At 62.0% G+C, this 24011-nt stretch carries 24 protein-coding genes; 12 read left to right on the top strand and 12 right to left on the bottom strand.

Annotated elements, in window-relative coordinates; translation table 11 throughout:
• Window positions 1–638 precede the first annotated feature (638 nt).
• On the top strand, window positions 639–1295 hold the full coding sequence (locus tag IHE46_RS08550) for a hypothetical protein (RefSeq protein WP_192164216.1): 657 nt from the start codon (window positions 639–641) through the stop codon (window positions 1293–1295).
• 643 nt (window positions 1296–1938) lie between these two features.
• Here IHE46_RS08550 and IHE46_RS08545 read toward each other — a convergent pair.
• Window positions 1939–3582, bottom strand: a complete 1644-nt coding sequence (locus IHE46_RS08545; protein WP_192164215.1) for a hypothetical protein — start codon at window positions 3580–3582, stop codon at window positions 1939–1941.
• Between the two features lie 294 nt (window positions 3583–3876).
• Here IHE46_RS08545 and IHE46_RS08540 point away from each other — a divergent pair, with 294 nt between their 5' ends.
• From IHE46_RS08540 to IHE46_RS08530, 3 genes are all read left to right on the top strand, one after another.
• Entirely contained in the window at window positions 3877–4545 is a 669-nt protein-coding gene (locus tag IHE46_RS08540; RefSeq protein ID WP_192164214.1) for a glutathione S-transferase, read from the top strand.
• A gap of 226 nt (window positions 4546–4771) precedes the next feature.
• Window positions 4772–5491 (top strand): hypothetical protein, encoded by a 720-nt coding sequence (locus IHE46_RS08535; RefSeq protein ID WP_225562914.1) that lies wholly within the window; start codon window positions 4772–4774, stop codon window positions 5489–5491.
• A 137-nt stretch (window positions 5492–5628) separates the two neighbouring features.
• Window positions 5629–5973: a RidA family protein gene (locus IHE46_RS08530; protein WP_192164213.1), complete on the top strand. Its 345-nt coding sequence runs from the start codon at window positions 5629–5631 to the stop codon at window positions 5971–5973.
• 71 nt (window positions 5974–6044) lie between these two features.
• Here IHE46_RS08530 and IHE46_RS08525 read toward each other — a convergent pair whose 3' ends face one another.
• A complete protein-coding gene (locus IHE46_RS08525) occupies window positions 6045–6941 on the bottom strand; it encodes a hypothetical protein (RefSeq protein ID WP_192164212.1) in 897 nt (298 codons plus the stop codon).
• 225 nt (window positions 6942–7166) lie between these two features.
• Between IHE46_RS08525 and IHE46_RS08520 the strand changes: the two genes are divergently transcribed.
• Window positions 7167–8201: a sensor domain-containing diguanylate cyclase gene (locus IHE46_RS08520; RefSeq protein WP_225562913.1), complete on the top strand. Its 1035-nt coding sequence runs from the start codon at window positions 7167–7169 to the stop codon at window positions 8199–8201.
• Window positions 8202–8355: 154 nt separating this feature from the next.
• Here the strand turns inward: IHE46_RS08520 and IHE46_RS08515 are convergent, their stop codons facing one another.
• The 3 genes from IHE46_RS08515 to IHE46_RS08505 all read right to left on the bottom strand — a co-directional run bounded on the left by IHE46_RS08515 (window position 8356) and on the right by IHE46_RS08505 (window position 11522).
• The gene (locus tag IHE46_RS08515; protein ID WP_192164211.1) at window positions 8356–10287 is read right to left on the bottom strand and encodes a CocE/NonD family hydrolase; all 1932 of its coding nucleotides are present in this window, start codon (window positions 10285–10287) and stop codon (window positions 8356–8358) included.
• Between the two features lie 96 nt (window positions 10288–10383).
• On the bottom strand, window positions 10384–10788 hold the full coding sequence (locus IHE46_RS08510) for a lysozyme inhibitor LprI family protein (protein ID WP_192164210.1): 405 nt from the start codon (window positions 10786–10788) through the stop codon (window positions 10384–10386).
• Window positions 10789–11141: 353 nt separating this feature from the next.
• Window positions 11142–11522 carry a DUF202 domain-containing protein gene (locus tag IHE46_RS08505; RefSeq protein WP_192164209.1) on the bottom strand — a complete coding sequence of 127 codons (381 nt, stop codon included), beginning with the start codon at window positions 11520–11522 and terminating at the stop codon, window positions 11142–11144.
• 164 nt (window positions 11523–11686) lie between these two features.
• Here IHE46_RS08505 and IHE46_RS08500 point away from each other — a divergent pair, with 164 nt between their 5' ends.
• The 3 genes from IHE46_RS08500 (at window position 11687) to IHE46_RS08490 (ending at window position 13668) form a co-directional block, all read left to right on the top strand.
• Window positions 11687–12169 carry a DUF3455 domain-containing protein gene (locus IHE46_RS08500; RefSeq protein WP_192164208.1) on the top strand — a complete coding sequence of 161 codons (483 nt, stop codon included), beginning with the start codon at window positions 11687–11689 and terminating at the stop codon, window positions 12167–12169.
• 16 nt (window positions 12170–12185) lie between these two features.
• Window positions 12186–12680 carry a gluconokinase, GntK/IdnK-type gene (locus IHE46_RS08495; protein ID WP_343230008.1) on the top strand — a complete coding sequence of 165 codons (495 nt, stop codon included), beginning with the start codon at window positions 12186–12188 and terminating at the stop codon, window positions 12678–12680.
• Between the two features lie 292 nt (window positions 12681–12972).
• On the top strand, window positions 12973–13668 hold the full coding sequence (locus IHE46_RS08490; protein ID WP_192164589.1) for an alpha/beta hydrolase: 696 nt from the start codon (window positions 12973–12975) through the stop codon (window positions 13666–13668).
• 439 nt (window positions 13669–14107) lie between these two features.
• Here the strand turns inward: IHE46_RS08490 and IHE46_RS08485 are convergent, their stop codons facing one another.
• Complete coding sequence (locus IHE46_RS08485; RefSeq protein ID WP_192164206.1) at window positions 14108–14992, bottom strand: LysR family transcriptional regulator; 885 nt, start codon at window positions 14990–14992, stop codon at window positions 14108–14110.
• Window positions 14993–15109: 117 nt separating this feature from the next.
• Between IHE46_RS08485 and IHE46_RS08480 the strand changes: the two genes are divergently transcribed.
• Both IHE46_RS08480 and IHE46_RS08475 read left to right on the top strand, forming a co-directional pair.
• Entirely contained in the window at window positions 15110–15487 is a 378-nt protein-coding gene (locus IHE46_RS08480; RefSeq protein ID WP_192164205.1) for an SgcJ/EcaC family oxidoreductase, read from the top strand.
• An 11-nt stretch (window positions 15488–15498) separates the two neighbouring features.
• Window positions 15499–16485 (top strand): zinc-binding dehydrogenase, encoded by a 987-nt coding sequence (locus IHE46_RS08475; RefSeq protein ID WP_192164204.1) that lies wholly within the window; start codon window positions 15499–15501, stop codon window positions 16483–16485.
• Between the two features lie 73 nt (window positions 16486–16558).
• Here the strand turns inward: IHE46_RS08475 and IHE46_RS08470 are convergent, their stop codons facing one another.
• The 3 genes from IHE46_RS08470 to IHE46_RS08460 all read right to left on the bottom strand — a co-directional run bounded on the left by IHE46_RS08470 (window position 16559) and on the right by IHE46_RS08460 (window position 19534).
• The gene (locus IHE46_RS08470; protein ID WP_192164203.1) at window positions 16559–17959 is read right to left on the bottom strand and encodes an amino acid permease; all 1401 of its coding nucleotides are present in this window, start codon (window positions 17957–17959) and stop codon (window positions 16559–16561) included.
• 222 nt (window positions 17960–18181) lie between these two features.
• A complete protein-coding gene (locus IHE46_RS08465; protein ID WP_192164202.1) occupies window positions 18182–18589 on the bottom strand; it encodes a DUF4259 domain-containing protein in 408 nt (135 codons plus the stop codon).
• A gap of 567 nt (window positions 18590–19156) precedes the next feature.
• Entirely contained in the window at window positions 19157–19534 is a 378-nt protein-coding gene (locus IHE46_RS08460) for a hypothetical protein (RefSeq protein WP_192164201.1), read from the bottom strand.
• Between the two features lie 637 nt (window positions 19535–20171).
• Between IHE46_RS08460 and IHE46_RS08455 the strand changes: the two genes are divergently transcribed.
• Window positions 20172–20528: a hypothetical protein gene (locus IHE46_RS08455; protein WP_192164200.1), complete on the top strand. Its 357-nt coding sequence runs from the start codon at window positions 20172–20174 to the stop codon at window positions 20526–20528.
• 1061 nt (window positions 20529–21589) lie between these two features.
• Here IHE46_RS08455 and IHE46_RS08450 read toward each other — a convergent pair.
• Both IHE46_RS08450 and IHE46_RS08445 read right to left on the bottom strand, forming a co-directional pair.
• Window positions 21590–22024 (bottom strand): hypothetical protein, encoded by a 435-nt coding sequence (locus tag IHE46_RS08450; RefSeq protein ID WP_192164199.1) that lies wholly within the window; start codon window positions 22022–22024, stop codon window positions 21590–21592.
• Between the two features lie 181 nt (window positions 22025–22205).
• Window positions 22206–22388, bottom strand: a complete 183-nt coding sequence (locus IHE46_RS08445) for a hypothetical protein (protein WP_192164198.1) — start codon at window positions 22386–22388, stop codon at window positions 22206–22208.
• 108 nt (window positions 22389–22496) lie between these two features.
• Here IHE46_RS08445 and IHE46_RS08440 point away from each other — a divergent pair, with 108 nt between their 5' ends.
• Window positions 22497–23546, top strand: a complete 1050-nt coding sequence (locus IHE46_RS08440) for a serine hydrolase domain-containing protein (RefSeq protein WP_192164197.1) — start codon at window positions 22497–22499, stop codon at window positions 23544–23546.
• Window positions 23547–23640: 94 nt separating this feature from the next.
• Here the strand turns inward: IHE46_RS08440 and IHE46_RS08435 are convergent, their stop codons facing one another.
• Complete coding sequence (locus IHE46_RS08435; protein ID WP_192164196.1) at window positions 23641–24000, bottom strand: YciI family protein; 360 nt, start codon at window positions 23998–24000, stop codon at window positions 23641–23643.
• Between the last annotated feature and the right edge of the window lie 11 nt (window positions 24001–24011).

The raw sequence follows: 24011 nt of genomic DNA, 5'->3' as shown, positions 1-24011 counted from the left end.
GATGTCGATCCTGCCCGAAACGTTCGATGACCCTGCCTCATTCAAACCCATGATCCGCGCAAACTTGCGCATGCCGTCAGCACGCGTTGTGCGCCAACCGCGCGTAGACAGGTTCTTTCATCAAGGGTTCCCTGGAAGCAGGACGACGAACGAGGGGCGGTTCACTTGGAGGTAGGCTCTGCAATACCAACCTGCTACCTTTCGAGAGGGATCGGAAGCATCAGCTTTCAACTCCAAAAGGGCTCTATGGGTTGTCGGTTGCGAGATCTAGTTATCAAAATTTTCCAATCTTCAGCGTGTTTGCGGTTCTAAGTGATCTTATGCTTTCTTTCTGCGCGAATTTTGTTCATTTGGACAAGGCTGAGTATTTTCGATAGGGGAAATTATCTTGTGGCTGCAGCAACCATTGTGATGGCTTCGTTCTTGATCTGCTTCCTTGTGTTTCATCTGATATGGTGCGTCGAAATGGATGAGCAGTTCATGACGCATTCGTATCTGTGAAGATAATTGCCAGTCGCAGGCGATTGCTTCGGATAGAAAAATCTAGTGTGACCGTGCGTTTCTCGCTGTTTCAATTGGCACTTCTTTTGTATAAAGCGCAAACCGATGCCCTGCGCCTCATCTGAGATATTTTAATCATGAATATAAAAGCAAAAATCCGAAAGCTTGAGCAACTCGCTTTGGGGGTGCTCCACGAGCCAGGTGTGGCAATGACGATCCCATCGTTCGCTTTGCATCCTAAACAATCGAATTGGGATGTTGGCATGCCATGGTGGAATCCGCGTGCCATTAAATACCTTAAGCGAAACTTGCCGTTGTCAGGAAATGTCTTCGAGTGGGGATCTGGTGGCTCAACTGTTTGGTTTTCGAACAGGGGGCTCACGGTGACTGCCATCGAATCTGAACGCGAATGGGCCGATAGGGTAAAGGGGCGGTGCCCCACTGCAGATGTTCGTTTCATTCCAGGTATGGCTGTTGGTGAATATCGTTCTGAGCCACAATTGCGGGATAAAGGTCAGCACTTCTTCGATGATTATATTGCAGCTATCGATGAGTTCCCCGATGACAGTCTCGACATTGTCGTAGTTGATGGAATTTGCAGGGTCGAGTGCGCCCGCCGCGCTGCCAAGAAAGTGAAGCCGGATGGCTTCGTAATCGTTGACGATACGAACTGGAAATTTCTACTTCCCCGTCCGGAGACTTTTAAAGGGTGGAAGTGTTTGACGTTTAGTGGCTTGAAGTCAAATAGTGGCCTTGAAATTTTCTCGACAACTTTTTTTCGTCGTCCGAAATGAATCGTGGAATGACAGAGAGTACATGCGTCGTCATTCGAAAATTGCATTGAGTTTATTCTCGTGTCGTATATTGGTGAGCCGATTATTCCAGACGATTTGTTGGGGGTCATCCGCTCGTTGAACAGCGAGCTTCACGTTGTACTGCGTGACCCGCAGCGCTTGGAGTTGGTTTTGACACGCGTTGTCTTGGCGGGCGTGGAAGGCTCTTATGTCATAAGCTTCGCGGCGCCTCGCGGCGCACGGGCAGCGGAGTGGGACTCTTCGTGTTCCCGATGGAACGACCGTCCCGAGCTTGCCAGTCCCGTCGCGGGCTGATCGCCGAGGCCTTTGTGAAGCCGGTTCCAGGCGGGTATGCGGTCAGCTTTTCGGATCGCAGTGACCCGTTGGTGCGATGGGGGTTTACTGCTGACGCCATCTCAATCCGCCCGTGGACTCAGGGCTGATCACTCATTTCTCGTGGGCGCGCCGGCAATTTGAAGATCCGCTTCCGATCCGAAGCGTACCGAGGCCGTCCGAAAGGGCGCTGTCACACCATTCTTTTGATGGGTGGCGATCAGTGGCCGCTTGGATGTTGGCGAAACGCAGGATCCTGGCTGCGACCGACCGTAGCGATCATTTCGCGCTTTGCCGCAACTTGTACACCTCAACGCACCCGCAGATAAGCGCGCAACGCCAAGTCGCCGGCGGCACCAGGCGCATCGAGCAGCTGATCCAGCGTGGCCATTTGCTGGGTGCACATGGCCGACCAATGCGCCTCGTCGGCCAGCTCGCCTTGCGAGGACCAATGCTCCGCCTGATGCTTGCGCAAGGCATCGATCAAGCTGGTGCGCCATGCCTGGTCCGGCAACTGGACGGTGTCGTTGCCGGAGAACAGGGCGAGGTAGCCGGGGGCGAGGGTGCCCTTGAATGCGCTCGCCTGGTTGCCGAGGCTGATGGCGACGCCGCTGGCGTAACGGCCGCAGGCCGACGGGGAAAGTCGCTGGCGCAGCATCGCCAGGGCCTGCCGCTCGCTCACTGCATAGCCGCGCACGTCCTGCGTCGATGCGCGCTCGAGCTGGTGCCTGCGTGCGTTGTCGAGGGCATGCCAGAAGTTGGTGTTGCGCTGTTTTGCCGCCGCGTCGAGCGGATGCCGCGGCACGGCCAGGTCGTTTTGCAGCCATTGCTGGTAGATCGTCGGCTGCACTACGGCAATCCGGTCGAATGCCTGCGCCAGACCACGGCTTTGCGGATCGCGGCGCAGTGCGTCCAGGAACTGTTCGCTCTGCCAGGCATCGGCTTGCCAGCGTTGTCCGTCGGCATCGACCGCATCGATGATGTGGTTCTTGAAAAGCTCGTCGCTGTCGGGGACGAATACGTCGCCCCCCTGTTTGGCGAACGCCAGCCGGATGAAGTCGGGGCTGGCCCCGAGCTCGCGCAATTCCTGCTTGAAGTCATCCTGCTGCGTGGTCACGTAGTCGGTCGAGAAGGCGTTGGCCAACAGCGAACGCATCTGGTGGAAACCGAACCACGACCGCGGCGTGGCCCAGCGTCGGGCGGCGCCGATGAAGGCGCGCGTGCACGAGCTGGCGCACAGGCCATCGGCCTCGATCGTGATGTCCGGATGGGTGTGCAGGAATTCGTAAAGTGCGGCGCCTTCGTTGACGCTGCCGCCGCGGCTGGTGATGCGCAGCATGTGGATGCCGGCATGGTCGGCGAAGGCTTGTTCGATCTGATCGGTGAAGCCCACGCCCATGGTGCCGGTGGCGGCGATGGCGCGGCCGTCCGGCGACACGCCGACATGGAAGTCATCCCAGGTCCGCTGTATGGCGACCGCGTGCGCCATGTCGGTCAGGACCCGGGCGTTGTTGAGCGTGGCGAAGCAGCTGCCGAGGCAGCCGATCACCACGAGGATGCGCGCGACCACACCCCAGCCGCTGCCGCTGCGTTCGGCAGCACGCCAGACACCGACGTATTGCCACGCTGCGATCAGCAGGCTGACCAGCACGGAGATCGCGGTGCAGGCGAAAGCCCAGGTCAACGGATGGCGCTGCCAGTCGAAGCCGCTCAACCCGACAAACAGGATGCGGACGACGATCGTCACCAGCACCAAGTTGACCCAATAGCTCAGCGCTAGCGAGAGATCGCCATGCCAGTGCGCCGCTATGTAGCCGCGTCGAATCGGCGTTGCCGGCCTGGTCGGCGGGTAGGGCGATGGCGGTCGGAGCGGAGGGGGCAGCGGCGGCGGTACATGCTGGCTCGGAGCCGCCGAGGGGATGCTGCCGTCAGCTTGGCCGTCCAGGGTATTCATCGCCGTCCGCTCCGCGATTCAAAGCATGGCCATGGCGGTATGGCGCGCAACGGAAACGGCGCCGGTAGAGATCGACGGTTCGTGCGCGATGCCAGCATGCATTCGATGCCTTGCGGCCGCCCCCGGACCGCGGCGGGCCACTCCCCCATGGCGTGACCGCGCGCCATTTCTAGCAGGAACGGGACCAGCCGCGCCAGTCGTGTCCACGGCGGCGGCAGGTGCCTTCGCCGCCCGTCACGGAGTCGCCCGTCACCCCATGCTAGCCTCCGTCATCCACCCCGCCGGCGACACGCCATGCTGACCGTCCACCACCTCAACAACTCCCGCTCCCAGCGTGTGCTGTGGCTGCTGGAGGAATTGGACGTCCCCTACGAGATCCGCAAGTACGAGCGCGATCCGAAGACATTGCTGGCGCCGCCGGAGCTGCGCGCCATTCACCCGCTGGGCAAGTCGCCGGTGATCGAGGACGACGGGCAGGTGATCGCGGAGTCGGGGGCGATCATCGACTACCTGGTCGACCGCTATGACACGGGGCGGCTGGCGCCGCCGCGCGGCACGCCGGAAAGGCTGCGTTTCAACTACTGGCTGCATTACGCCGAGGGCTCGGCCATGCCGCCGCTGCTGCTCAAGCTGGTGGCGTTGCGCATCGCCAACGCGCCGATGTCGTTCTTCGCCAAGCCGATTGCGCGGAAGATCGCCGGCAAGCTGCAGTCGACCTTCGTCGATCCGCAGCTGGCATTGCACCTGGGTTACGCCAACGACGCGCTGGCGAAGACGGGCTGGTTCGTGGGTGACGCGTTCGGCGCGGCGGACATCCAGATGAGCTTCCCCATGGAGGCGGCCATGGCGCGCAGCGGGTTGGCCGACAGGCTGCCGCATGTCGCCGCGTTCGTGCAGCGCATCCAGCAGCGGCCGGCGTACCGTCGCGCGTTGGAACGTGGCGGCCCTTACGCGCTGGGCTGATAGTGTCGGTTCGATAGCCGTACCTTTCGGGCTGGAACCGGGGACGGTGGCCTCGGCCGTCGAACGGGTGTTGGTCGTGGCCGCGGAGCCCCCTGCGCCGGCCTGTCGATTTCCCGCCACCCCGTTCGTCGTGGACGAGGATCGCGCACTGGCGCCTTGGGTTGGGCCGCCGTAGGGTGCGATCCGGATCGAGTCCAAGCTCAACCATCCGAAGGGGAGAACTGCGATGAAGCAAGCTACCGGTCGCTGGAAGTTCGGCGTGACACTGGGTGCGCTGTTGGCCATGGCCGCGACTTTGGCCCAGGGCGCGTCGGCCGAGAAACCGCCACACGCCTATCCGAGCATGGCGCCCCTGTCGCAATACCTGATCGCCGACCGCAACGCGGAAATCGCCCTGGCGCGCAGCGCGGCGCCCGTGTCCATTTCCGGGAAGGCCACGGTGCTGGTGCTCGGGCCGCATGGCTATATCACGGCGGTCAAGGGCAGCAACGGCTTTGTGTGCATGGTCGACCGCGGCTGGTCGGCGCAGTTCGATTTCACGGAGTTCTGGAACCCCAAGCTGCGCGGGCCCACCTGCTTCAACCCGCAGGCGGCGCGCTCGATCCTGCCCATCGTCTACAAGCGGACGGAGCTGGCGCTGGCCGGGCAGTCCAGGGAGCAGATCATGGCGGGCATCAAGGCCGCGCTCGCCAGCAAGGCGTTCCCGCCGCTGGAGCCGGGGGCAATGTGCTACATGATGTCGAAGCAGGCCTATCTGAACGACGACGCGGGCCACTGGATGCCGCACCTGATGTTCTACGTCCCATTCGGTACGGACTGGGGCGCCGACCTGCACGGCTCGCCGGTCATGCTGAACCCGCAGTTCCATGGCGTGCCGGAGCCGATCACCGTGTACATGGTCCCGGCCGGCCAGTGGTCCGACGGCACGCCCGCGCCGGCGATGTAGGAAGCCCCCAGTAGTGCGTGGCCCCGCAGCGCAGCCTTCCGGCTGCGCTTGCCGGCCAGTGCGCGGTGACCGATGCTCCGTGGGGGCGCCGGCGGATACGCGCCGGCGCTTGCCCATTCCCTGACGGAGCTTCCCGCATGATCCACCGCATCGACGCCGGCCCGCGCATGTCCGAGGCCACCCTCCACAACGGCATCGTCTATCTCGCCGGCCAGATTGCCGATGACGACACGGCGGACATCGAGGGGCAGACGCGCCAGGTGCTGGCGGCCATCGACGCGTTGCTGGCGCAGGCGGGCAGCGACAAGACGCGCATCCTGCGTGCGCAGATCTACCTGGCCGACATCGCCGATTTCCCGGGCATGAACCGCGTGTGGGACACCTGGGTGGTGCCCGGCCAGGGCCCCGCGCGCGCCACGGTGGAGGCCAAGCTGGCCCGGCCGGAGTGGAAGGTGGAGATCGTGGTGACGGCGGCGATCTGAAACGGAAAGGGCGCGGCCATTCGGTCGCGCCCTTTTTCACAGCCGCTCTTGCGCGGGCGTGATGGTGCGGGTCAGGCGATCAGCGGTGGCGGCATGGCGACTTCGCCATCGCCGCCGCATACGTCGCGCCACAGGAAGTACGACAGCCCGAACATTCCGGCGAACATCAGCAGGAAGAATACGGCATAGATCAGAATCGCCCCCACGATCATCAGCCAGAGGCCCAGGAGCTGAGCGAGCAGGGCAAGCACCATCATCCCGATGGCAAGGACGATGATCAGTACGACCGAGGCAATAAGGAAATTCAACGCAAGCACGAGCAGCGGAAGCACATTCTTCAATGCGCCGATGAGTCCCTCACCGATGGCGCTGAACACGCGACGCTGGTTCAGTACGACCTGGCCCAGGCTGACTGCGTAGCAACCCATCATCAGAAAGCAGAACGTCGTGATCAGTGTCAGGGTGGTCCAGAGACCACCGGGTAGCGCTGGCGGCAACTGGTGACTGGCCTGTGACGCCATCACCTGCGTGTACCAGTGGATAAGGCCTCTTCCCGTTGCTAGGACAATGGCGGCGGTTCCAGCGATGTAGATCACATGGGTCAACAACCCGAATCCGATCAACCGCAACGCTTCGCCTTGTCGATAGAGCTCGAAGATATCGGATGTGCGAACCGCCTGTTTCCGCTGGGCCGCGTCGAGCATCTGCAGGTAGCCCGCGTAGAGCGGAACGATCAGAAGCCCGAGCGGGATGGAGATCGCCATCCCGACGATAGTGATGGTTGTATTCGGGACACCCGCTTTCGTCGCAAAGAACTGCATCGGAAGCGTGATCAGCGACGGGAGCAGGCACGCCGCCACCATCCACGCAGCGCCACCGAAAAAGGGCTTGGGTTGGCTGAAAACCAGGCGGATGCCATCCATCAGCCAGCCGAACCCCGCGCCCGGCCCTCTCGCTCGTGTCGTCATGGTGTCGCTTCCCCGGTGATCGGCGCCCCCGCGCCGTGTGGACAGAGCATAGCGGCTGGCCGCGGCATTCAGCCAAGCATTTAGGGACGGTAAGGGGTGGCCGCCCCGCGGCGCTGTAGGATGCGCCCCAAGGAAGGGGACGTAACTGATGAGTGTGCTGGTCCTGTTTCCCCCGTTGCAGGGGGAAGGCAGGGTGGTGCGAGGTTTCCGGGCGGAGGGGCGGCGATGAATACCACGATGGCGGAGGCAGGCCTCCACGATTTCGTCGGCAAGATGGCCGAATCGCTGGCGCGCGCGGGCACGCTGGAGGAACTGGTGCGGCCGTTGCTGGAACTGCTGGAAACGGTGACCGGTCTGGAGTCGACCTACCTCACCACCATCGACAGCGAGGCCGGCCTGCAGCACGTGCTGTATGCGCGCAATTCGCGGCAGCTGCAGATCGCCGAGGGCCTGGTCGTGCCGTGGGGCGATACCTTGTGCCGCCGTGCGCTGGAAGAACGGCAACCGTATGCCGACGACGTGAGCACGCGCTGGGGCGATTCCGCAGCGGCGCGCGAGCTGGGCATCGCCACCTACGTGAGCACGCCGGTGCGCACCGGCGATGGCGGCCTGTATGGCACCCTGTGCGCGGCCAGCGACGAGCGCCGGCCGCAGACGCCGGCTGCCGCACCGGTGCTGGAAATGTTCTCGCGCCTGATCGCGCAGCAGATCGACCGCGAACGCATGGTGCATTCCCTGCGCCAGGCCAACGACGCGCTGACGGTGAGCGCGCACACGGATGCCACGACGCGTTTGCCCAACCGTCGCGCGCTGCTCGACGAGATGCAGCATCGCCTTGCTGCCGCATCGGATGACGACGCGCTGCTGGTGGCCTTCATCGACCTGGACGGCTTCAAGGCGATCAACGATACCCACGGGCACGATGCCGGCGACCGTTTCCTGATCGCCATCGGCGGGCGTCTGCAGGGTGCCCTGCGCGAGGGCGATTTCGTGGCGCGGCTGGGCGGCGACGAATTCGTCGTGCTGTCCGGCACGCGACGTAACGTGGCGTCGGAAGCGGCCGGCGCGGTCGCCATACGCCTGCAGGTGGCGACCAGCGGCCACTATGCGCTGGATGGCCTGGCGCTCGACTACGCCGGCCCCAGCATCGGCGTGGTGGTGACGGAAAAGCGCGAAGCCGATATCGAAGCATTGCTCGCCCGCGCCGATGCCGCGATGTATGCGGTGAAGCGCCAGCGCAAGAGCGGGCGCATGCACTGAAAGCGCTGGTTGCGCGCGCCGTTGCGTTGCCGGCGCGCACAGCGAAGAGGTGGCGGGTCTTTCCGCAAGAGACCCATAAAGAAAGCCCGGCCCGCGAAGTGTGGGCCGGGCTTTCTTGTTTTGCAGGCTTGTGCGATGCGGACCGGAATCTAGATCAGCGGCTGGTCACCGGCAGCAGCACCGCGCTGCGTCCATCCGCACCGTGTTCGATGGTCACCGTGGCCTTCTGGTAGTCGGACGGCTTGGCGAACAGGATGTTGGGCACATAGGTCTGCGGGTTGCGGTCGTAGAGCGGGAACAGGCTGGACTGGATCTGCACCATGATGCGGTGGCCGGGCTTGAACTCGTAGTTCACGGTGGGCAGGCGGAACTTGTATTCCTGCACCGTGTTTGCCGGGATGGCCTCCGGCTCGGCGAAACTCTTGCGGTAGCGGCCGCGGAAGATGTCCAGCGACACCGGCAGCTCGTAGCCGCTCATGTCGGGATCGATGGCATCGGTGCCGGGGTAGACGTCGATCAGCTTGACCACGAAATCGCCGTCGGTGCCGGTGGTGCTGGCGAACAGGTCGGCGATCGGCGCGCCCTGCACGGTCACCGTCTCGGTCAGCACGGGCGTGGTGTAGGACAGCACGTCGGAGCGATCGACCGCGAAGCGCTGGTCGTGCACCAGCCAGGTGCGCCAGCGGTCTTCGTCGTTGGCCTTGATCGGGCGCGGCAGGTAGGGCACGGGCTTGGCCGGGTCGGAAACGTAGCTGTCGCTGCCGCTGTCCGGCTTATCGAAGCCCAGCCCCATGTTCCCCTGCAGGTAGAGCGGGGTCAGCCGCTGCTCGCTGGCGGGCTTCCAGTTCGCGAAGCTGTCCCAGTGTTTCTCCACCGGGTTATAGATCATCGCCGCAGGCAGCGGCGTGGCCAGCGGCGTGCCGCGCAGGTAGTGGTTGAACCAGGGGATCATCACCTGCTGGCGGAACTCGGCCGTGGTGTCGCCCGGCCACTTGAGCGGCCCCATGTTCCAGCCCGAGCGGTTGATCTGGCTGTGCCACCACGGGCCCATCACCAGGTGGTTGTTGCTGCCGTGGCCGGCCTTGTCCAGCGCCTCCCACGCATGCACGGCGCCGTAGATGTCCTCCTGGTCCCACAGGCCCTGCAGCCACATCGTGGGCACGTCGGAAGGGTGCGCGGGCAGCAGCTTGTCCAGCGCCTGCAACTGCCAGAAGGTGTCGTAGGCGGGGTGGGCGGAGAAGCGGTTCCACCAGGGCAGCTGCTTGAAGCCGTTGGCGACGGCGTAGTCGCCGGCCGAGCCGCCTTGCAGGAAGTTGGTGTAGTCGTCGCCGCTCTCGCGCGGCACCGGCTCGCCCGAGCCCTTGGCGCTCATCTGCTCGGTGAAGTAGTCGAGGTTGATCTGGCGCAGGGCGCCGTAGTGGTACCAGTCGTCGCCCATCCAGCCGTCGATCATCGGGCTTTCCGGCGCGGCGACCTTGAGCGCGGGGTTCGGGTGGAGCAGGGCCATGGCCACGGTCCAGCCGTCGTAGGACGAGCCGATCATGCCGACCTTGCCGTTGGACTCCTGGACGTTCTTCACCAGCCAGTCGATGGTGTCCCAGGCGTCGGTGGTGTCGTCGGTGGTGGTGGGGTTGAGCGGCCCCATCGGCGGGCGCGTCATGATGTACTTGCCTTCCGAGCCGTACTTGCCGCGCACGTCCTGCCACACCAGGATGTAGCCGGCGTTGGCCCAGTCCTTGTCGCCCGACCACACCGCGTCGGCCATGTGCAGGCTGTTGCCTTCCAGGAAGCCGCTGGCGTTGTAGGGCGTGCGCTCCAGCAGCATCGGCCGGTCGTGTGCGTTCTTCGGAATCACGATCACCGTGTGCAGCTTCACGCCGTCGCGCATCGGGATCATCACGTCGCGCTTGATGTAGTCGAAGTCGCCCTGCGGCGTCTGCCAGTTGGCCGGGATGTCCGACGCGGTCTGGATCATGTCGGGCGTGACCTTGGACGCGTCCTGGCCCATCGAGGGTGTGGCGAACGCGGCGGCTGACAGCAGGCAGGCAAGCGAAAGCAGCGCCGGACGCAGAGCGGCAGTCTTCATGTGCGTGAAACCCTCTTGGTGATGATCGCGCTGAGCAACCTACCACGGTCGGACGACCCGCCGTCACTATTGGTTTCGCGCAATGGCCCGGAGGGCTCAGAACCCAAGCGTCTGGATCATTTGTTGCAGCACCTTGATGCGCCGCGAATAGGCGTCTTGCAGACAATCCTGTTCAACGTCTGCGCCAGCCGTACCCATCGTGAGATCCCCTTGCAGCTTGCAGTCCTCCGCAACCCAGGCGCGCCACTGCTTTTGATCATCTCTCAAGCGCACGGTGAACAAGTTGGGGGCCGTTCCGGGAGCCTTCCCGAAGCGCGCGTTCGCCGCCATCACATCATCGAATACGCGCTTGACTTCGAGTGACTTGAGCTGCGTTTGCTTGACCTCGCAGGCGATTTGGTCAGCGTGGCTGTTGAAGCTTTGGCTGTCGCAAACCTGCTGTGCGGAAACAAGGCCGCTGGCCGTGACGCCCCATAAAAGAATGACCACACGTTTGCGCATACGCTCCCCTCCGTTGCATATCCGCTGGTTATAGGCAAACCGGAACTACGTCGAAGGAAGTATGACGATGCCGGCTGGCAATGGAATGCCGACTTAAGGGCGGAAGCCTGCCCCTTGCCGCATCTGCCGCTACCCCGTCGAGCGTGGCCGCGGCAAACCGTTCTTTGTGGGTGCGCAGTCGCGGCTGCCTTGCAGTCGGCGATTTGATCGTCGGGGGCGCGATCAGGCTGGCGTACGCATCCTGCCCGATGGTGCGAAGCGCTCAATCGGTGGCGTATCGGGTTCGCTGTGCCGTATCTGGAAACCGAGGGCCCCCACCCCGGCATAGACGATGGGAGATCGCAAACCGGTAGTCAGCTCAGGCTGGTGAGCTGGTACCCCACGTACAGCACCAGGAACAGCGCCAACGCGACCAGCAGCGCCGTCAGCACGCGCTCGACCGCGGTGCCGTGGTAGGGCGCTTCGGCGTCGGCCTGGATCAGCCGGCCGTTGCGGTAGAAGCTGCGGGTGGCGAGCAGGATCAGCACGGCGCCGAGCAGGATCATGCCCAGGCCCAGCCATTCCGAGGCGCGCATGTGCAGGCCGTTGTTCAACACGGCGCCGCGCGTGGTGTAGACGAGGAACACGTCGAAGCGTTCGATCAGGAAGCCGAAGCCCATCAGCGACACCGCCGTGCGGATCCAGGCGAGGTAGGTGCGTTCGTTGGCGGAGAGGTCGCTGAAGTGGGGGATCATGGAGACTGCCCGCGCGGGAGGTGGCGGTCAGTCTAGCCCGCACGGTCGTGAGGGGAGCATTTTCGGGAGGGCTGTTTCATTGATGGCCGGCCGGGTGCATGCTTCGCCATCGAATGTGCCTCGCGGGTGCGACGAAGACATCGAAAGGCCACCGGAGACTTGCCATGCGGAATCCGTTGAAGTGCTGTGTCCTGATCGCGGCGATGCTTGCCGCCGCCGTGCATGCCCAGGGCGTGTCCCGGGCATCCGCCATCGAAGCGTTCGGCAAGGGCGTGCAGATCTATGCCTGCAAAGCGTCCGGCACCACCTATGCGTGGACGCTGAAGGCACCCGACGCCACCTTGTCCGACGCCAAGGGCAAAGTGCTGGGCAAGCACTTCGCCGGCCCCACCTGGCAGGCCAGTGACGGCAGCACCGTAGTGGGCGAGCTGCTGAACGCGTCGCCTTCGCCCGGTCCCGGCGCCATCCCCTGGCTGGTGCTGCGGGCCACCTCGCATACCGGCAACGGCGTGATGGCGTCCGTGCAATACATCCTTCGCACGCACACCGAAGGCGGCGTGGCGCCGGTCTCGGGTTGCGACGCGGGCCACGAGGGCGCCGAAGTGCGCGTGCCCTACAACGCGGTGTATGTGTTCTTCCGGCGGTGAGCCCTTGATGCCAGCGGTGCCGACCGTTGTGGTGATGGGTGTTTCCGGCAGCGGCAAGAGCCATCTCGGTGCTGGCCTGGCGCGTGCCTGCGGCGTGGACTTCGTGGAAGGCGACGACCTGCACCCACCCGCGAACATCGAGAAGATGCGTGCCGGCACGCCGCTGGACGATGCGGATCGCCAGCCGTGGCTGGATGCGATTGCCGCGGCGATCGTGGCGCATAGCGGGCAGGGCGTGGTGGTGGCCTGCTCGGCCTTGCGCCGCACCTATCGCGATCGTTTGCGCCGGGCGGATCCGGCGCTGCGACTGCTCTACCTGGGCGTGCCGCGCGACGAGCTGGCGCGCCGCATGCGCGAGCGCCGACACTTCATGCCGCCTGCCTTGCTCGACAGCCAGCTGGCGACGCTGGAGGAACCGGCTGCCGACGAACATGCCGTCGTGCTGGAGGCCGGTCCCGATCTGGCGGCCACGGTGGCGGCAGCCAGGCAGGCGCTGTCGTCGCCGGTGTGATCGGCCGGAGGTCGAGATCGGCGCAGGAAAGATTTTCCGGCGGGCCCGCTGCGGTAGGCGGAGGGTTTCCCAGCCTGGCGTTTCAGCATAGGACTCCGGTGTTCCGGTCAATCCGGTGTAAGGCGCCACGCCTAGATGGGTACCGCCCGTCACTGCCCATTTACCCGGACGAGCGGAGAGTACGCCTGCTTTGGAGCCGGCCTTCAGTGCGTTGTACGGGCAGGGCGTGACAAAGCAGCAAGCCGATCGGCCATCGACCTCCCTTCCACCTTATCGAGACGCGGAGAAGACCATGAGCAACAAACCTGCTGTCGTGCTGGTTCACGGATTCTGGGGCGGCGCCGCGCACTGGGCCAAAGTCATAGTCGAACTCAAGCGCCTGGGTTACGACGACCTGCATGCGGTCGAGATACCGCTGACGTCGCTGCCCGACGACGCGGAGCGCACGCGCAAGATGCTCGCCCAGATCCAGGGCCCCGTGGTGCTGGTGGGCCATTCGTACGGCGGCGCAGTGATCAGCGAAGCCGGCAACCAGCCCAATGTGCGCGCGCTGGTCTACATCGCCGCGTTTGCCCCGGATGCCGGCGAAAGCCCCGGTGGCATCACGCAGGAAAAGCTGCCGGAAGCCGCGCCGAATCTTGCCCCGGACAGCGACGGCTATCTCTGGCTGAAGCCGGACAAGTTCCACGAAAGCTTTTGCCAGGATCTGACCGCCGATGAAGGCCTGGTCATGGCGGTGACGCAGAAGGCGCCGCTGGCGGCCACGTTCGGCAACCCGGTGACCGACCCGGCTTGGCGGCACAAGCCTTCGTGGTACCAGGTTTCCAACCACGACCGGATGATCAACCCCGAAAACCAGAAGAAGATGTCCGAGCGGATGAAGGCCCGGAAGATCATCCACCTCGACGCGAGCCATGCGTCGCTGGCGTCGCAGCCGCGCGAAGTGGCCGCGCTGATCAACGATGCGGCATTGGGGACAGCCTCTTAAATCGGCGCTTCGCCGGTACGACTACTTCCGGAATGCCATGGTCGCCTTTGAACGGACCGGCCATGGCATCGTCATTTCCATGGGCGGCTAGTGCGGCTTAGATCGAAAGCGGAGACGTTCACGGAGACCGCGTTTCGAAGATGCCACCACGCGGCGCCGGCTAGCAGTCGCGCTATCCGATGCGATGGCCGCGGTCCGACCCTTCCGCGGCTCGTTGCGGGTCCGGCGCGAAGAAGATCGGACGCACTCCGATCGCGCTCGGCACGCTTCGGCGCCCTTGCGCGCATAAGGTCTGCCATGGGTCGAAAGCGGACGTCCTCAGCATGCGCGACGAACTGGCCGCTGAGCCCGGCCGCTACTTCAAGAATGTCGCCGTCGCGCACCCGTCGAAGTCCTGCGCTCGCGAGTTGGGCGCGGACGGGGCCGCCCGAAGCACGGACTACGGTGCGGCGTTCATCAACACGCGTACTTGCTCCTGAGAGAAGTCTAGGTACGCGCGGACGATGGCAGATGGATGCCGATGTGATGGATAAAGCAACTGCAAATTCTGCTCAGGCATCGGCTGCCCCGGCAATAGGGCGATCAATTCACCTGTGCGAAGCGCTCCATCCGCCAAGAATGGTGGCAACTCGGTGACGACCTCCCCGGCAAGTGCACGACTCCGCAAATGCGCATAGTCGTTGGTCGTTAGGATGCCGCGTGGCGAGATTGTGGTATCGCCCAGGCGCCAGCTGTTGGTGGCATTGCCTCCCGGCGACCAGACCGCACATGGGAATCGGTGGAGTGCATCCACCGATTCCGGCATACCCAAGCGTTCGACGAGCGCGCGACCAGCCACCAGCACATGACGATAGGAAAGCATGCGCCGGGCCACCATGGCTTCATGCACGATCGAACCAACGCGCAACGCAACGTCAATGCCGTCTTCGATGAGGTCGACGCGACGTTCCGTCGTATAGACGCACAGCTCGATATCCGGATAGCGCTGCTGAAACAGCGAGAGAAGTTCCCACCATGGCTCGAATGTCGGCGGCAAGGACAAGCGAAGGCGACCCTTGAGCCGCGCCTCGTCGCTGACCAACGCCTGCTCAGCCTCCTGCAATGCTTCAATGCCGCGGCCGGCGTGTTCGTACAGCCGCGTGCCCGCATCGGTAAGGCGCGTGCCGCGCACCGATCGCTCCAGCAATTGAACATTCAACTGCCGCTCCAAATCACGGATACGCCGGCTTACCGTTGGTAGCGGCAATCCGAGCCTTGCCGCCCCGGCCGACAGACTGCCGGCCTGGACTACGCCGACAAACATTTGGACAGCATTGAGGTCCATAAAGTCCTCTCATATTTGATAGAAATCATATCAAATATGCGCATTCTCTTGCTTAAACGATAGGTTCAAAGTGCGCTCCAGCCGCTCATTCCGACGGCATCAACCGGAGTCACCAGCATGTCTATCCAGTCTGTTCTGCAGTCCTACGAGAAGGCGCTCAACGCAAACGACACCGATGCCATTCTCGACCTTTACGGAAGCGAGCCGATTTTCATGCCACAGCATGCCTCGGCACTTGTCGGTCGCGACGCCGTGCGTGCTGGGTACGAGCACGTGTTCGCCACGATCAAGCTCGACATCCGATTCGAGATTCATGAAATCCAGGAGACAGGTGACTGGGCGTGGGCACGCACAAGCTCCGCCGGCCGCACAACCATCCTTGCGATGAACGCAGAGGTATCGGAAGGCAACAACGAGCTGTTCGTCTTCCGCCGCGAGAAAGGGGTTTGGAAGATTCACCGTTACCTGTTCGCCACCAACCAACCGCGCGCCTGAGGTCAACGATCATGCAAGCCTATGTGATCGAACGAGCGGGCGGCCCTGAAGTACTTGAGCTGCGTGACATTGATTCGCAAGAGCCCGGTAAAGACGAACTGCAAATTCGCGTGCGAGCCTTCGGCCTTAACCGCGCCGAGATCTATCGTCGCCTTGGCCGCATGGGCCCGATCTCAAGCCCGGTGGTGCCAGGAATCGAGGCCGTAGGTGAAGTGATCCACGATCCCGCAGGAGTGTTCCGCACTGGCGAATGCGTAGCAACGGCGATGGGAGGCCTACAGTTCAGTCGCAACGGCAGCTACGCAGAACAGGTCACCGTGCTGCGCCAGAATGTCGTGTCGCTGGACCAGGCCAGTCTGTCGTGGGAGGAACTCGCCGCGCTACCCGAGGCTTACCTCACCGTCTGGGGTGCTCTGGACCGAAGCCTTGCCATTGAGGCCGGCCAAACTCTATTGGTCCGGGGTGCTACGTCTTCAGTGGGCCTTGCCGCTGTGACGTACGCCAAAGCGCGGGGCCTGCGCGTCATCGCGACGACACGCTCATCGGCGAACAAGTTTCGTCTGCAAGACATGGGCGCCGACGAGGTTGTCATCGACAGCGGCGAGATTGCATCCACAGTGCGGGAAATCGTCCCGTCCGGTGTCGACGCCGTGCTGGAGGTGGTAGGCGCCTCGACCCTTCGCGACTCAGTGAAGACGGTGCGGCCATTCGGCGGAGTTTCGGTGATCGGCCTGTTGGGTGGTCCGCCCGTGGTCGAACAGTTGCATCTGATGCAGGACTTGCCCCACGCCGTACGTCTAAATTTCTTTCCCAGTGGTCTGCTGGGTACATCAGCCATGCCTCTGCAAGATTCACCGTTGAAGTGGGTTGCCCAACAGATTGCTGCTGGCCGCATGCCCTCGCTGCGCACTGCCACGTTCCGTTTCGACGACGTCCGTCACGCACACAGCCTGATTGAAAGCGACCGCGCGCTCGGCAAGTTCGTTGTTCGTCTTTAGTCCAACCGGAAAACTGGGGTCAGAGTGCACTTTTCAGGAGTTGGAAAGTGCACTCTGCTCTCGATTTATTCGATCAGCCAAGCACCTCGCTCTCAACCCCTCGCTCCCGCAACCATCCACGACGCCAAAAGCGGTAAGCGAGCGCAAGCAGCGCAAGGAACGGTACGCCGAACAACAAGGTCATGCGGAACTCGCGCGTGAAGATCGTCGTCAGGAGTGCGCCAAGCATGAGCCCCGCGCCCAGAAGCGGCGTTGCCGGGTAACCCCACATGCGAAATCCAAGAGCTTCGTCGCGATGGCGGCGACGGAAGAATAGGTGGGTGACGAAGATCATGAACCAGGTAAACATCGGGGCCACCATCGAGATCGCCAGCATCAGGATGAAGGACGTGTCCGGATGCAGTGCATTCACTACCGTAGCCAGCGCGATACCGGTGGCCGAGAGCAGGAGTGCCGCCACCGGCACGCCATGTCTGTTGAGTTGGCCAAAGCGCCGCGGAGCGTAGCCCGCTCGCGCAAGGCTGAACATCATGCGTGTCGAGGTGTAGAGCTGGCTGTTCATCGCCGAGAGTGCGGCCACGAGTATCACGAAGTTGATGACGCCGGGAGCGCCCGGTATATGCGTCGCAACCATGACTCTCACGAAGGGACTTTGTCCGGTTCCGGCTGCCGTCCAAGGCACAATGGCCAGCATCAACGCCAGGGTCAGCAGATAGAACAACACCAGGCGCAACACCGTTGCCCGGAACGCTCGAATAACGGCTTGTCGGGGCTCGCTGGCCTCGCCGGCCGCGACGGCAATCATCTCGATGCTCAGATAGCTGAAGATCGCGACGATCACGGCCACCCACATGCCCCAGACGCCTTTCGGAAAGAAGCCGCCATGCACGGTGTAGTTCGCCAGCCCGATGCCTGAACCCGAGGGCGCGCCAGCCACCATCCATGCACCTAGGACGATGAAGGCCACGATCGCCGCGATCTTGAGCATGGAGAACACGTATTCGACCGAGCCGAACACCTTGACGCTCACAGCGTTGACGCCAACGAGCGCACCCGAAAAACCGACGATCCAGTACCAGCCCGGAATGTCGGGTAACCAATATTTCATATAGACGGCAATGGCGGTCGCCTCGGTGCCTACGGCGATCACGATCGACGACCAGTACGCGTAGCGCACCATGAACCCGGCCCACGGCCCTATGTAGTACTCGGCGTACGCGCCAAAAGATCCGGAAGTGGGATGCGCAACCGTCATCTCCGCAAGGCATCCCATCAGCAACAGCGCGATCAGCGCGCCGATTGCGTAGCTCACAAGCACACTCGGGCCTGCGAAGCTGATCGCAAAGCCACTGCCAAGGAACAACCCGGTACCGATCGCGCCACCAATGGCAATCATCGAGAGCTGTGCCGTCGAAAGGCTGCGTCGCAAGCCTTTCTCTCGTTCGGCAATGACTTCGAAACTGTGCGGCTCCATGGTTGCCCCCTGTTTGCGCACACCAATGAAGTTGATCGCCTGAACCCATGGGCTTCGATCAGGGCGCTGACATCATGGTCAAGGCTACTACTACGAACGGTCACGTCTGCTTTGGGTCGAAAGCGGACCTTTCGATACGCCGCTCAGCCGTTCACCTCACAAGCGTCGTCGCGGTCAGAGCGGAGATAAGCGGCGGCGAAGCCGTCCGTCTTGAATGAGTTGTTAGGCTTGTAGCCTTGCACGCAAAGCCCCGACTTCTGCCCGCCAATCATTGAACTCATCTGACTCCTCCCACAACTCCCGAAGCTCTGAGTCCGGAGCGAGCACGCGATCGATGACTTGGACTGCTTGAGTCACGACCGCCACGTCCACGCACGGCTTAACGCGGGTCACCCACGCTGTGAGCTCTTCTTCAGATTGCGACGCGGCAGATGCGTGACCCAACACAAGCGCTACTACCTCGCAAGCTGCGATACCTTGTTGCGCCTCTGGTGCTTCCAAGTACCCTGCTGTGTCTTGTACACGCTCAATGGCGTCTTTGACGGGTGACAAGTCGGCCCCTTCGACAAGATTACCGATGAGGTCACCAGCATCGTCGTTGGCAAAAGAATGGAGTGCCCAAGTACCCATGCAATTTCTCCTACGGGCTTAACGTCCGGGTTGAGCGGCGGCGAAGCCATCCGCTTTGAACGAGGTGTTAGGTGCTCCGCGCAGAAGCTTTGCTGCGCAGGAACAACCTGGCACGAGAGATTGCCAGCACCGCAAAGGCGATAGAGGCAGCTTGGAAAAACCAAGGATGTTCTGGTGGTGTCGCCCCAAACGCCAGCCATAGGGTGCCGAGAGAGAACGCTATGAGAACGAATGAGCCCAGGACTTGGGCAGCCCGAACAGAGAAGAGCAAGACGAGGCATGGAGCTGCGAGCAGTAGAAGGGCACCACCGAGGGCATACACACTGGATCGGCCTACAACCACCGAGCCCGAAACTGCCATAGCCAGAGCGCCTGCGCCAACGAAGGCGAGAGCCAACCCGACAACGAACAAGATCACTTTGAGGATTTTGCCTGGCCGCATCCTTGAGTCCCCGATACCTTGTTTCGTGATTCTGGCGTGCATCGCGCCGCAACTGAAAGTGTCCGCTTTGGGTCGGAAGCGGACATTACGTGTCGCTCGAATCATGCCGGTCGCCGAGCTTCAACCTACTCGTTCTGTAACAACATCGAGCGCCCTGAAGACCACGGAACACCAGCCAACACAGAGAACACCCCTGCTATCACCACGCCCTTGAATGCTCCTATCAATGAGAGCAGAAATGGGGCGTAAAGGTGACTGCCGACGGCAAGAATCAATAGGGACAACAACCAGACGAGGCCGCTGGCTATACCTCCAACTACACAGAGCCCTGTGCCACTCACCGTGCGGCGAGCGCGGGCCGAGCGATAGAAGGGGTAGCCAATCACCCATGTGGCGACACTCGCGATCAAGAATTCAAAGAGATATATCGACCAGAGATCATCCAAGGGCAACCAGCGAGCGAGCCCACGCCCGCTGTCGAAGAACCGGTAGTAGACGGCCATCCAGAACCAGCTCAGGAGCGGAGCAGCCGCTGGCGCCAGCAGTGCCGCAACGACCGTTCTAACTGGAGATGGCTGACGATCCGGCAGCCCGCCTCTCGGAACCATATTGCCCCTCCTGGCCAAATGAGAGCCTGATTACAGAAACGTCTGCTTTGGGTCGAAAGCGGACCTACTCTAGCTTCTCATACGCCAAGACAGTCATGGCATGCTCGGCCGCACCTTCGAGGGTGACCGTGGAGTCCTTCGTTGCCTCTCGCTCCAGCTCTTCGTCGGCCAGCCACCTGTACGCACGACGATGGACAACGCTTAGGCCGGACGCTCGAAGCAAACGAAATCCAGGTTAGATTGGATTTTCAAAACATCAAACGAAAGTGCTCTTTGATCATCCCTTTGATTCCACCAAAACACGATTAACATATTCCCATTAATAGTCGATTGGAAGATGACAAAATAAAGTCTCATTCCTACAGATTTATTCCATTATCTGACAGATTTTCTTTTTCTCCCCACTTACTATGAAACCGCCAAGGTACCCTCGTCCTGGCTGGAGAAAACCCGCACCCTCAAACCAACGCGGGCCGCATGGGCTGTCACCCATACGACCCGCTGACCACAACCAACTAGATAGGAGTTGATCATGGCTAAGCCCGATCATACGGCAGCCGCACACGCCGCTGCGCCCCGCCCCACCAACCCGCTCTCACGCCCCTACTGGACCCGCGCCGAGGCCACTCCCGACGAGCACGACGCCGCCACCCTGGCCGGCCTCACCATCGCCATCCACGCCCTCGCCCGTGTGCTGACCAACAGCGAAGCGTTCCGCGACCAGCACGCCAACAGCCAAAGCGACACCCTCGACCCCGGCTGCAACCCCCTCGACGCCCCCACCACCGAAGGCCTCTTCGCCGCCTTGTACTTCCTCAGCGAACAAGCCGAACAACTCAGCCAGCCACTCCTGCCCCCGCAAACCCACCCGGGCGATCTGCCGTACTGACCGGCGGAGCTCACAGCTCCACCAGCCAGCCTCCGAACTCGGGCTGTCGAGCAAAAAGCTCGGCGGCCCGAGAAAAAAGCCCGGCGTGCCGAGTTCAACAGCTCGGATGCCCGAGCAAAAAGCTCGAACCGCCGAGTTCTGAGCTCGGCCAGCCGAGCAAAAAGCTCGACACGCCGAGTCCAGAGCTCCACCGGCCGAGCAAATAACTCGGCGCACCGAGTCCAGAGCTACATGCGCCGAGCAAATAACTCGAGGCGCCGAGCTTTTTTCTCCACCGGCCGAGCTTTTTGCTCCACCCACCGAGCTCAAAGCTCGGCGGGTACAGCCCAGAACTCGGCTCGCCAGGCTCTGCGGGTACCGCAGGCGATCCGCACCAGAAAAGAAAAAGCCACCTAAGCGAATCAATCGCTTAGGTGGCCGTGTTGGGGCGGCGTCTATCTAACAATCCGCTGCAAGCATTGTCCTACAACGATTTCCAGAGTTGGCATTGCGAAAATACCCGCAAACGTACCCGTTCCCGTACGCGACACCCCGTCAGCGCGACCACCAGGCAATGTCTGCTTTGGGTCGAAAGCGGACACTACTTGATCATATGGAAGGAGATGTTGCTAACGGATGTGACGTAAATGATACGTTGAGACCTGCTCACCTTAAGAACACCAACGAAATCTGCTTCGACAACTTTATCCGTGGTTCCTGGCACGCCTTGTCCATAAAGGATGTTGTCGATATCTGATAAAGCACCCTCGTCTCGAGATAGGTCAAAATCCAGGCCTCGTCTTGGGCAAGTTGGGTCCATAAGCCCCGAGCGCTCGATTCCGTCGCTCACAATGTGTGCGTGGAACCTGACCAGGGCCGTGTCGTATCTAGCAGGCTGGCTTACAAGATCGCAGAACTGAACTCGCGCAGGCACTTGCGTGCTGATAGTGCCACTACATCCGTACGCCAATACTGTCGTCAGCAACAGAAGACAAGTTAACTTCATATCTCCCCCGAAGGCAGCCACAAAGAACTCCTCAGGTGCCGCTATCCGTGTCCGCTATGGGTCGAAAGCGGACAGTTCAATGCTCGCTCGATACCTTCAGGAGAGCGGCCTTCAATGAGCCGTGTACCTCACTCCGAATATCTGAGATGCGCCAACCAAGCGCTGTTGGTCGCAAAAAATAGATCAGACGAACTCGTCCGCTACCCTCGGGCTTGCATGCCTTCCCCGGCACGCAAGGCCCAGTCATTTCGACCTTAACGATGTGCGGATCATCCGTGCCCCAAACGCTCACGTCGGAAAACCCCGAAGGATCCATGCTATCCCAGAGCGGATCGTAGCCAATCCAGCCGACGGCACAATCGCCCCCACACTTCCGGGATTTAAGCCATATGGCGACCAGATCACCGTTGAAATAATGATCAAGCGTGGCCTTTGGCGCATCGCCGATCCAAGGGTCAGGCCCAGCGATCATGACCGCCTCCCATGAGTAGTCATGATAGAGCCGTTTCACCGTGTCAGCCGCGTTTGGCGTAACCGAAGCGGCCCAGGAACTATTCATAAGCGCCATACAAGCCACAAGGAAGACCCCACGCGTTGGAAACCTCATAGCGTTTGCTTTCGCCTCCTCCAAGTAACTGTTTCATGGAGCCATCGAACAAGGTCTGCTTCGGGTCGAAAGCGGACAGTTCAGATCAGCCAATCCTATCGCCACAGGCTCGGTATTGGCTGATCTCCTCCTCCACTGGAGAGTCCAGTGTCGTCCCAGCAATCGCCGCCTTCCGCGATGGAAGATTGCTTTCGCCTATGGCGAACGGCGTTGTCGCAACCACCATCGCCCCATCGCCCGGATTAAACCCTTTCACGGCGGTGTGCATCAGACGCTCGATACGCAGTCGAGTGTGGCGCCATGTCGTGGCCACGCGGCGGCTTTGCGGTTTTTGCGAGACCCAGCAGATTCCTGGAAATCCATTCCGAGGTGAACCATGACGTTTGTTCGTAAGGGTATTCTTGCCGCCATTTTCTGGACCATCATCGGACCGTGCGCGGCGCACGCACAGTCGGCAACGATTGACCAACTTAACAGCTACCTTGACCAGGCCCACCAAGCGGGCCTGTTGAACGGAAACATCCTGATTGCGGATCACGGAAAGGTCGTTCTTCGCCGCGCAATCGGCTACGCGGACGCATCCCGCACGGTTCCCCTGAAGCTTTCGGACCGGTTCGACATCGGGTCGATCTCGAAGGAATTCGATGCCGTCGGTATCTTGATGCTTGCGCAAGAAGGGAAGCTTTCGCTGACCGATCCCGTGTCGAAGTTCTTGCCTGATCTGCCGCCCTGGGCGGCAACGGTGACGATCGACGACCTGATGCACTGCACGAGCGGATTGCCCGACATCGATTGGGACACCGTGCACAGTGACGCGGACGCCTACCGCAACCTCCGCGCGCTCAAGCAGCTCGACCATCCGGCCGGTACGCATTACGCCTACAACAATAACAACACGTTCCTGCGCCGACAGGTGATAGAGAAAATCAGCGGCATGAGCTTCGATGAGTTCATCACGAAGAAGGAATTTCCGAAGGCCGGCATCCGCGACGCCGCAATCGACCCGACGAACGCCACGCCGCGCATCGCCAAGAGTTTCGATGCGAATTTCAAGCAGGATCCGATGACGCTGGACATCAGTGGCTGGACGTCATTGACCGCGGACGACTTTTTCCGCTGGTCGAACTGCATGGCCAGCTTCTGCCTCATCACGCCCGATAGTACGCGCCAGCTCGGGATCGGTCGGCATCCCGGCTGGTCCACGGCGCTTGGGGAGTGGAGTGTGATTGGCAACCAATTGATGAAGCACGTGCACGATGGCAACAACCGCAACTTCGAAGCCCTGCTAACGATGGACGCTTCCAAGGGCCGGACGATCATTATCGAGACCAACCAGAACGATCACGTCTACGCCCTGGCCGATGCCATCAATGCCATCCTCGATGGCAAGCCCTACGTGGCCTTGAGTGCCGTGAAAGAGCACTGATATGCCAGCGCCGCATCGTGGAACCTGGGGTTAGAGCGCACTTTTCGGGAAGCGGCAAGTGCACTCTGACCCCCTGTTTTGTCCTGTTTTGTCATTACTCCGCGGCTCGCTGCGGGTCCGGCGCGAAGAAGATCGGACGCACTTCGATCGACGCGCGGCACGCCTCGGCGCCCTTGCGCGCCCACGCCAGCGCTTCGTCGAGATCGGCGGTTTCCAATATCCAGAAGCCGCCCACGTGCTCCTTGGTCTCCAGGTACGGCCCGTCGGTAATGAGCACCTTGCCGTTGGGCTGCGAGCGCACTGCCCGAGCCGGGCCCAGGCCGCAGGCGAACTTTCTGACACCGGCGGCGATCATTTCGCGATTGAGTGCGTGGATCGCTTCGATGGTCGCCTCGGTCTCGGTGGATGGATCGTAGTCGTCGGGGAGGTAACCGGAAACCAGGAACTGCGGCATTGTCTTCTCCT

The sequence above is a fragment of the Rhodanobacter sp. DHG33 genome, assembly GCF_014843005.1.
GTDB lineage: Bacteria > Pseudomonadota > Gammaproteobacteria > Xanthomonadales > Rhodanobacteraceae > Rhodanobacter_A.
The sequence above is the reverse complement of the archived record's forward strand: the minus strand, read 5'-3'. Positions and strand labels throughout refer to the sequence as shown.